9 protein-coding genes and 1 riboswitch are annotated in these 9792 nt (G+C 33.2%); of the genes, 5 read left to right on the forward strand and 4 right to left on the reverse strand.

Annotated features, from left to right (window positions below; translation table 11 throughout):
* Window positions 1–28: 28 nt before the first annotated feature.
* The 3 genes from AC1Q8M_RS15210 to AC1Q8M_RS15220 are packed head-to-tail and all read right to left on the reverse strand — an operon-like array spanning window position 29 to window position 2611.
* Window positions 29–835 carry an ABC transporter permease gene (locus AC1Q8M_RS15210; protein ID WP_000368798.1) on the reverse strand — a complete coding sequence of 269 codons (807 nt, stop codon included), beginning with the start codon at window positions 833–835 and terminating at the stop codon, window positions 29–31.
* Window positions 828–1592 (reverse strand): ABC transporter ATP-binding protein, encoded by a 765-nt coding sequence (locus AC1Q8M_RS15215; protein ID WP_000009022.1) that lies wholly within the window; start codon window positions 1590–1592, stop codon window positions 828–830. Before AC1Q8M_RS15215 ends, AC1Q8M_RS15210 begins: the two co-directional genes overlap by 8 nt.
* A gap of 11 nt (window positions 1593–1603) precedes the next feature.
* Window positions 1604–2611: an ABC transporter substrate-binding protein gene (locus tag AC1Q8M_RS15220; RefSeq protein WP_139213248.1), complete on the reverse strand. Its 1008-nt coding sequence runs from the start codon at window positions 2609–2611 to the stop codon at window positions 1604–1606.
* Between the two features lie 120 nt (window positions 2612–2731).
* On the opposite strand from AC1Q8M_RS15220, the gene AC1Q8M_RS15225 reads away from it, so the two are divergent.
* The 3 genes from AC1Q8M_RS15225 (at window position 2732) to AC1Q8M_RS15235 (ending at window position 5719) form a co-directional block, all read left to right on the forward strand.
* A complete protein-coding gene (locus AC1Q8M_RS15225) occupies window positions 2732–3028 on the forward strand; it encodes a DUF3986 family protein (RefSeq protein ID WP_090976826.1) in 297 nt (98 codons plus the stop codon).
* A gap of 10 nt (window positions 3029–3038) precedes the next feature.
* Complete coding sequence (locus AC1Q8M_RS15230) at window positions 3039–3269, forward strand: hypothetical protein (RefSeq protein WP_030028720.1); 231 nt, start codon at window positions 3039–3041, stop codon at window positions 3267–3269.
* 380 nt (window positions 3270–3649) lie between these two features.
* Window positions 3650–5719 (forward strand): LTA synthase family protein, encoded by a 2070-nt coding sequence (locus tag AC1Q8M_RS15235; protein ID WP_098361125.1) that lies wholly within the window; start codon window positions 3650–3652, stop codon window positions 5717–5719.
* 208 nt (window positions 5720–5927) lie between these two features.
* Here AC1Q8M_RS15235 and AC1Q8M_RS15240 read toward each other — a convergent pair whose 3' ends face one another.
* On the reverse strand, window positions 5928–6737 hold the full coding sequence (locus AC1Q8M_RS15240) for an alpha/beta fold hydrolase (RefSeq protein ID WP_000471062.1): 810 nt from the start codon (window positions 6735–6737) through the stop codon (window positions 5928–5930).
* Window positions 6738–6987: 250 nt separating this feature from the next.
* On the opposite strand from AC1Q8M_RS15240, the gene AC1Q8M_RS15245 reads away from it, so the two are divergent.
* On the forward strand, window positions 6988–8241 hold the full coding sequence (locus AC1Q8M_RS15245) for an ATP-binding protein (protein WP_098511590.1): 1254 nt from the start codon (window positions 6988–6990) through the stop codon (window positions 8239–8241).
* A complete protein-coding gene (locus tag AC1Q8M_RS15250; protein ID WP_001032635.1) occupies window positions 8238–9458 on the forward strand; it encodes an ATP-binding protein in 1221 nt (406 codons plus the stop codon). Before AC1Q8M_RS15245 ends, AC1Q8M_RS15250 begins: the two co-directional genes overlap by 4 nt.
* Before the next feature lie 247 nt (window positions 9459–9705).
* Window positions 9706–9792, forward strand: a riboswitch (cyclic di-GMP riboswitch).

Here is a 9792-nt window from a genome sequence, read left to right on the forward strand (position 1 = left end):
GAAGCTGACTATAGCGTACTGTTTTGAGTCAGCTTCTTTTTCTTTTTCCAATTAGAATTTTTTCAAATGCCTCAACAAATACATACATAAGAGTTGCAAGAACACATGTGAGTAGTACGCTAAGTAAGACGAGTGTGAAGTTAAAGACTTGGAATCCGTAGCTAATTAAGTAGCCAAGTCCTTGTTTGGAAACGAGAAGTTCTCCGAAAATAACACCGACCCAGGATAAACCAACGTTTACTTTTAACGTTGAGATAATTGCTGGAAAGGATGCAGGGAGAACGACTTGCTTATAACATTGCCATTTATTTGCACCAAATGTGTCCATCACTTTTATATAGTTAGAATCGACTTCTTGAAATGCACTGTAAATAACGAGAATGGTAATGATGATGGAAATGATTACTCCCATTGCGATAGAAGATGAAATGTTTGGGCCGAAAATAACGATGATGATTGGACCGAGTGCAACTTTTGGCATTGCATTTAGGACGACGAGATAAGGATCAAGTACGCGGGCTAGAAGTGGCATCCACCAAAGGAACGTGGCAATAATAGCACCAAGTACTGTTCCGAGAATGAAGCCTACTCCAGTTTCCAGTAATGTCGTCCATATGTGGACCCAAAGTGAACCGTCGATCCATTTCGTTAAGAAGAGATCCCAAATACTCGAAGGAGAGCTAAAGAGTAAAGGATCAATCCATTCTTTTTTACTAGCTATTTCCCATAGTGCAAAGAAAAGAATAAGTAGTAAAAGTTGTAGCGAGCGAGCAATCCAAGCGCGTCTGCGTTCGTTCTTTCGAAATTGTTCATGTAGTTGTTTTATATTATCCAAGTCGTTCCAGCTCCTTCCATATATCTTGAAAGAGGGCTGGGAAATCGTAGTGATGGCGTGCTTCTAACGGTGATAAAGAACGGATACTTTCCGGGACGATAAAGGTTTTTGCGATTTTTCCGGGATTCGCTTGCAGTAAATAAATACGATCACTCATCGCAATCGCTTCTTCAATATCATGAGTAACAAGTAGTGATGTTTTCTTATATTTATTTAGTAAGTTGAAAACGAGTTCTTCTAGTTTTAACTTCGTTTGATAATCGAGTGCGGAGAATGGTTCATCTAGTAATAAAATTTTCGGATCAGTCGCTAATGTTCGAACGAGAGCGGCACGTTGACGCATACCGCCGGATAGTTCACGAGGATATTGTTCTTCTACACCATGCAGACCGACTTGTTTTAAAAGATTTAAAGTATGTTCTTTCATCTGCTCATCATAAATCTTTCGAATATGAAGTCCGAGCATAATATTTTCTTCAATCGTTTTCCAAGGGAATAAGTAATCTTGTTGCAACATATATCCCATAGATGATGTTTTCGTTGTAATCGGTTCACCATCTAAAAAGACGATACCGTCAATTGGATCAAGTAGTCCAGCAATGATTGAGAGGAGCGTTGTTTTACCACAACCACTTGGACCGAGTATAGAAATAAATTCGCCTTCTTCCACTTGTAAGCTCATATCTTCGAGAATAAGTTTGGCATTCTCTTTTGCAAAAAAGCAGTGAGAAACGTTACGTATTTGTAAAAAACTCATACACTTCGCCTCTATTTCTTAATAACGCTTTCGGCAATTTTTGTATTGACGAGCGCTTCATGTGGGACTTCTTTTTGTAATTCGCCAGCGTCTTTCATAATAGTTTGGAGCTGTTTCCATTCTTCCGCATCTAGTAGTGGATTTGTCGCATAAGAATGCTGTTTTTTGTACCGTTCAATTACTTTTACTGTTATGTCTTTTGAAGTGTCTTTAAATAGCGGGGAAACAGCATCAGCAATCTCTTCTGAACTATGTGTATCAACCCATTGCTGTGCTTTATAGAGAGCACGTGTGAACTTTTCAGCAGCAGCTTTATCTTTCTTTAAGAAACTATCTTTTGCCATGAACGTTGTATAAGGAACAGTACCAGATTCATTTCCGAATGAAGCGACGATATAACCTTTACCTTCTTTCTCAAGTATACTTGCAGTCGGTTCAAAGAGCTGTACAAACTCTCCAGTACCAGATGAGAAGGCATTTGCAATATTAGCAAACTCGATATTTTGAATTAAGTTTGTATCTTTATGAGGATCAATGCCATTTTTCTTTAAAACGTATTCTCCAACCATTTGCGGCATGCCGCCTTTACGCTGTCCTAAAAATGTAACACCTTTTACGTCATTCCAATTAAAAGAGTCTAGTTTTTTACGTGAAACTAAAAATGTCCCATCTGTTTGTGTAAGCTGTGCAAAGTTAATGACAGGGTCTTTCGCTCCTTGTTGATGAACGTAAATAGACGTTTCAGAACCGACGAGAGCGATATCAATTCCGCCAGATAATAGGGCGGTCATCGTTTTATCGCCACCAGCTGTTGTTTGTAGGTCAATATTTAGTCCTTCATCTTTAAAAAATCCTTTTTCAATCCCAACATATAATGGGGCATAGAAGAGAGAATGGGTAACTTCGCCGACGCGAATGTTTTGAGTTTGTTCTTTCGTACCTTCTTTTTTACTACTACAAGCAGCAAAAGTAAAAACAGCTAGTAACATGATGCAAAAAATCGCGATTAATTTTTTCACTATATAACACCTCCTAGAAGTCACTCTACAAGCATGATATGTAGGTAATTGCCCATATGTGAGTGTAGATAGCAGGAATTTTTTGGGTGATAAAGAAGTACAAATATAAGGGGTGATAAAATGGAGTACGAATACGATGATAGCGTACATTTACATCTTGATTATTTCGGGACAGAATGTGATATGGAATCGATTGCTTATAAGAGGAAGAATGAAGACGTATGGGATGTGTATTTTAATTTTGGAGTATACGGTATTGAGAAAGACGATGTAAAGTTAGGGAGATTTATGGATGAATATGCTGGCCATTACGTTTTTTCTGTACATGCTCGCGATCTTAGCTGGGAATTTGGAAGTGCCCAGTTTGAAGAGTGGGTTTTGAAAAATCGGATAGTAGAAAAAACGCTACAAAAATAGGAGGAATTTTGTGATTGGATTTCTCATCTTATTATTTATTTTTGTGGCCGGATTTTTTATCGTGCAAATGCTTATTTACCGATTTGCAAAGAAAAACATCCATAAATATACAAAAATAAAATGGTTTCATATGTGGCTACATATGAATATGAAAAAAGGCCCGAGATTAGATTTTTTTGATTTTGTGGTTATAGTACTCGTATGTATCGTATGGAAAATATGGCTGCTTCCCTTTATATAATACACATAATAATCATTTTCTCTTTTATCATAAAATAACGAAAAGAACCTGTCTTGTGGCAGGTTCTTTTCGTTATAGTAATAGTTGTTAAAAACGTGCAACGCCTGTTTATTAATTCTTTCGTATTTTCATGTGGAATCTTTAATAGCATTAAGGATTTCTAAAAAATAGTTATTATATCATAAAGTGGAGTGCTGAAATTAAGCTTTTCAAGAATGAGTAATTTGTATACCATAATTTAACGGTTGATTAAGGGAATATTAAGACAAAACATTTATGATAGAAGCAAGTATGCAGACGAAATATGTAATATATGTTATTTTAATAGAAATAGTTCTTTCGATGCGGGGGAAATTAAGACATAGAAACGAGGGAATGAATTGAAGTATGGTTCTACACTTTTTCATCTTCCAAAAAGAAATATATTAATTTCTAGCATTATAAGTAGTATGGTGACTTTATTAGTAATAACTATGCTGTTTATGATTTTAAAGGTTTTTAATTTAGACATGATGAAAGATCATTTAAATCAAAAGTTTGTTTTAAGTGTTATGATGATTTTCATATGGGGCATAACGTTTTATATTACGCATTTCAATAAAAAAGAGATGTCTATACTTAGAGCATCCCTGCGAGTGCATTTTATATTACTTTTACTAGCTCATACAGTAGCGTTATTTTATATTGTCATGCAAGTTAATATGATTTTCATAGAGGCAATGAATTGGATTTACTTTTATAATATGCAGTTTATATTAAGTTTTGTAGTAATTTATGCAATATATATTCTTGTATATAATTTAATAGGTAAGGTTTTTCTAAGTATGGTTTTAACGAGCTGTACGTTAGTCATTTTAGGTATTGTAAATTATTTGAAGCTTATTTTCAGAGGTGATCCGTTATATCCTTCTGATTTCACACAAATTACGCATATGCAATCTGTTATACCGATGGTGATGGACTATTTTAGTTGGAGTTATATTTTTATCATTATCGTAAGTATCGTAGCTTGTATTGTAGCAGGGATATATATGAGAAGGTATATTCAAAATGTAAAGATTCATCTAGGAATAAGAGCCTTATTAGTAGTAGGATCTATTTTTGTTCTATATGCGTATGGTAATTTTGCAAATACATTTATGAATAAAGTATTTCAAAAATCAGGTGTAGATTTTGTTTTGTGGAATCAAAATGAGAACTATGCTTCAAATGGTTTTGTACTTGGGTTTATTAGCAATTTAGATACAACAGTTATGGAAAAACCAAAAAATTATTCTAAAGAAAATATGCTTCAAATAGCAAACGATATAAAAAAACAATATAGTGGAAATATAGGGAATGAAAAGAAAAAAGAGAAACCGAATATTATTTTTGTAATGAGTGAATCGTTTTGGGATCCGACGAAAGTAACTAACCTTTCTTTTAGTGAAGATCCTGTACCAAATTTACATCATTATATAGAAAACTTTCCTGGTGGACAAACTATTTCTCCTACATTTGGGGGAAATACGGCGAACGTTGAATTTGAGGCATTAACGAGTTATTCGATGAGTTTGTTAAAGCCAGGTTCTATACCATATCAGCAGGTCATTACAAATAAGAAAGAAATTCCATCAATCCCTACGGCGTTGAAGAAAGAAGGTTATTACACAAGTGCAATTCATTCATTTGGTCGCACATTCTTTAAACGTGACGATGTATATAAGGTGTTAGGATTTGATAAGTTTAATGCAGATGACACGATGGAAAATGTGGATATTGATGGAGATTATATTAGTGATTTAGCGATGAGTAAAGAGATAATTGCTGAGTTAGAGGGACAAAAACAGCCAACATTTATTCATGCAGTTACGATGCAAAATCATTTTCCATTTACAGAAGGCCGATTTGGTGAAAACCTAATAGAAATTAGCGGTCTAGAAAATGAAGAATCAAAGGGAGAATTAGAGACGTATACAGAAGGATTAAGACGTTCAGATGAGGCCCTTCAATATTTAATAGAGCAACTAGATAATTTAGATAGACCTACATTATTAGTATTCTTTGGAGATCATCTTCCATCATTAGGAACAAATAAATCTTTTTATAAAGAAAATGGGTATATAACGAATGAAAAAACACCGAGCGAACGTTTAGCGATGGCGCAAACTCCGTTATTAATGTATGCAAACTTTGATATGCCAAATGATAATTTAGGTTTAGTAAGCCCAATTCATTTTTCTAATCTTATTTTTGATTATGCAGGATTAAATAAATCCTTATTTTATCAATTTTTATCGGAACTTTACAAGGAAATACCAGTGCTTAGAGATGAATTAAAAGTTGATAAAAATGGAGAAGTAATCAATGATTTAACAAAGAAACAAAAAGAAATGTTAGAGCAATATAAAATGCTTCAATATGATTTACTCGTTGGAAATCAATATAGTAAAGATATCCTCTTTAAATAAAAGAAACAAAAAGAACTTGTATAACGATACAAGTTCTTTTTTCATAGTATTTAACGGGGTAACCAGACAAGCTGGGTTTAGGGAGTATTACTTGTACATTTAGTATATATGAAAATATAATCGTTTTATTTGTGTATTTGTGAGAAATGTGTGAATTTTATGTTTTATAAAAACGATTATGTTAACGTTCATTCTTATATTGCAGTTGTTATGTTTGTAAAAATTTTATCAGTTCTTTATTTAATTCATCCGCTTGATCGATTGGTGAACCATGACCACTATTTGTAAGAGCATGTAACTGAGAATTTTTAATTCGTTGTTGCGTAAGCTCAGCACTTTTGTAAGGAATTAGTTGGTCGTGAACGCCGTGGAAGATTTTTGTTGGGACGTTAATTTTATTTAAATCTTTCGTTACATCTTCATTTGCAGCTGCTTGTAAAATTTTGATAAGGGCATAAGAAGCGGACTGCATACCGAGATAAGAAAACCATTCAAGGGTTGCAGCTCCTAAGTTTCTATTGAAAAAGGATAAAGATACATCATTTAAAAATTTTGGTAAATTAGCATACATTTGATTAATGAGAGCATCTGCTTGTTCTTTCGGTACACCGTAAGGGGACTCTTGATTTTTAACGAAAGAGGGAGAGACAGCGTCAATTAATGCGAGCTTAGAAATGCGGCGCCCATTATAGCGAGACATATATCGAATAGAAAGAGCACCACCAACTGAGAAACCGACTAACGTAGCGTTCTCTACTTGGAGTGCTTCTAGAACAATTGCGATATCATCGGCTAATCGATCATACGTGTAACCAGTCCATGGCTTATCAGATTGTCCATTCCCTCGTATATCCATGGCGATACAGCGAAAGCCATGCTCTGGTAAAACATTGAGTTGATATTGATACATTTGATGATTTAAAGGCCATCCGTGAACGAAGAAAACAGTCTTACTACCTGGACCAGGATTAACGTCTTGCACAAAAATATGCACATCTTTCTCGACAGTAATAAACATAAATTTCCCCCTGTTCTATCAATAGGCTCCATTCTAAAAGCTTTGTTTTACTTTTTAGGCCGTCTATATAAAACATCCTCCATAATATACGTATTAATGATCATAGATTTTATGCTCTGTATATAGTCTAAATATATTGCGTTTTTGGTACGATTTTCCTCAAATGTTCGATTTATCTTTGTTTGTCTATGAAAATCATTTATTATAATAAATGGTATTCTTCGAGATATTATTTTGAAGGGGTGTTGAAGTGAAAGAAAGTTTTCTATCATATAAAGAAGAAGAAAAGAATGCAAAAATCCTTTTATGGGTGTTATATGTCATTGTTATTGTATATCAAATTTTCTATGCAATCGTATTAGAAGATAAATCAATAATGGATAAGGGATACAACATAATATGGCAAGTTATTTGCGGAGTAGCAATACTGTGCGTGAATATATATTTAATGAAAAAAGAGAAGGCAAACCTTGTTAAATATGCATGGATATTTGCATACATAGCGATAGAAATCGCTAATATATTTGCATATGTTTTTTATAATAAAGCGGCGTTTGATGCGACAAATATAATAGAAATTATTCTCATTTTCTTTGTACCTATATTTTTAAATAAAAAATTCTATGTGTTTTTACTTTCCTCTATTGTAGGAAAATATTTAATTTATTTATTTGTATTAGAGGAAATAAAAGCATTTATGTTCCTTATTATGTGTACGCTTATGTTAATAGCTGCATATATCATTTTAAATCGATTTTTACAATATCTTTCAGCCGTAAAGGAAAGTATTGCGATTGCTAGCGAATCACAGAAATTAGCAGTAATCGGAAAAATGGCAGCGACGGTTGGACATGAAATTAAAAATCCACTCGCTTCATTAAAAGGATTTACGCAATTACAACGAGAGAAGCATGAAGAGGATCCTATTTATAAACGTATGATTTTTGAAATAGAAAATATGAATAATATGATAAGTGAGTTAATGGAAGTTGCTACATGCAAACCTTCTATTTATAAGAAACATGATGTAGGAAAAATTGTATTACAAGTAATAACAAGTCTTCGCGAAAAAATGAATGAATTAAACGTACAGTTTATTTCTAATGTGGAAGAAAAAACAATAGAAGTTGAATGTGATGAACGAAAAATAAGAGGAGTCTTTTTATATACGATAAAAAATGCTTTAGAGGCAATGGAACAAGGTGGCATATTACATTTGCAATTAGAGAATAAAGGGAAAGAATATGTAATAATCAGCGTAATCGATAATGGTTATGGTATTAAGCAAGAAAACTTAACCCGTGTTACAGAGGCCTTTTATACAACGAAACAAGATAAAATTGGTCTGGGACTTACGGTAGCGAATCGAATTGTCGCCGAGCACCTTGGTGAGCTGCATATTTCAAGTGAAAGAGATACTGGAACGAGAATAGACATCATTCTCCCAAGGGAGTGTGGAAATACTGAAATCCAAGTGGAAGAAAAGCTAGGAGTTACCATATGAATAAAGGCTATATATTTAAAAATGAAGAAATAAAGGCGTTGAAAGTATTTTTAAGTTTATTTTTTATTATATTTTTTGTGTATGATCTTGCCTATGAATTTATCGTACCTTTAATCGCGGGAGAGCAAGAAGGCGTAGGAAAGTTTGAAGATGGTTTAGGTTTATGGCTTTACTTTTTGACGGTAGTATTGTTTTGCATTGGAATATACTTTATGAAATGGAAGAATGTTTTTGTGGTAAAGTATATTATTCTAATTGGCTATAATGTATTAGATTGTATCCATAACATTATGATTTATTATGGTAGCGATGCGGAATTTGACGGTGGAAATATAGTAGAAGTATTTTTTATTTTGTTCGCACCAATCTTTGTGAACAAAAGATATTTCTGGTTAGTTCCAGCGATACTTGTCGGGAAGTACGCTCTTACAGGAATCATTATTCAATCTTCTCTCGTTTTAATCCCAATGGCATTATATAGTGTATTTACTATCATATGTTGGATTATATTTTTGAGGGTTCAGTCTTACGTTCGTACGCTTGAGATGATGGACAAAGAAATAAAACAGACAGAAAAACTAGCAGCTGTTGGAAAAATGGCGACGGTTATTGGTTATAAGATTAGAAGACCTTTAGCAAACTTAAAAAAACTTGTGAATAAACAAGCAGACAAGCATCCAGAGGATAAAATTTATAGTGATATTATGAAACAAGAAGTAGATCGGATTCATATAATTGCTACAGAACTTAGTGGATTTGAGAAATCTAAATCACTAGAATCAGAAACTCATAACATACAAGAAATTATCTCTTATGTTATTCGAGTTATGGAAAAGCCTGCTTTAAAACAAGGAGTCTACATACAAGGTATTTACAGTAAAGACTTACCATCAATTACATGTGATGAAAAACGATTAAAACAGGTCTTTTTTAATTTAATTAAAAATGCAATTGAAGCAATGTCAGTTGGCGGAACAATTACGATTAAAGTTACTGTAAAAGATGGAATCATCATTCAAGTGAAAGATGAGGGATGCGGCATTCCGAAAGATAAAATTCCAAAGTTAAATGAAGCCTTTTATACAACGAAAGAAACAGGAACTGGTCTAGGTTTAGTAGTTACAGAAAAAATTATTAAAGACCACAACGGTAAAATGAATTTTGAAAGTGAAGTTGGGGTTGGAACGACGGTTGAGGTTATGTTACCACTGCATTAAATAGAAAAAACATCACTTCCAAATAAGTGATGTTTTTCTATTTTATCTTGCTATTTGTGGATAGTAAAAATCTCATTTTATCGATAAAGAATGTATGATGTATTTCTAAGATCAAAATGTTTTTTTTTAGTTTTTATTATGGATTTTTCAGTGAAAAATTTAGACTATAAAAATTAATTGTTTTTTTCTAAAAAAACTATTTTCTTTTTTGGGTTTTAATGGTATATTCAAAACACGATAAATAAATACCTATTTTTGGCACACTATTCGAAAGGATAGGTCGCAAAGCTAAGAGTCTAAGGTAATGAAAATTACTATGATAGTCTGGTTGCAG

Source organism: Bacillus sp. GW823-FHT06A10 (assembly GCF_058795375.1).

Excerpts from the sequence above, each read along its gene's own strand:
- AC1Q8M_RS15215 (WP_000009022.1), bottom strand. The coding sequence starts at position 1,592 with ATGAGTTTTTTACAAATACGTAACGTTTCTCACTGCTTTTTTGCAAAA.
- AC1Q8M_RS15225 (WP_090976826.1), top strand. The coding sequence starts at position 2,732 with ATGGAGTACGAATACGATGATAGCGTACATTTACATCTTGATTATTTC.
- AC1Q8M_RS15240 (WP_000471062.1), bottom strand. The coding sequence starts at position 6,737 with ATGTTTATTACTGTCGAGAAAGATGTGCATATTTTTGTGCAAGACGTT.
- AC1Q8M_RS15250 (WP_001032635.1), top strand. The coding sequence starts at position 8,238 with ATGAATAAAGGCTATATATTTAAAAATGAAGAAATAAAGGCGTTGAAA.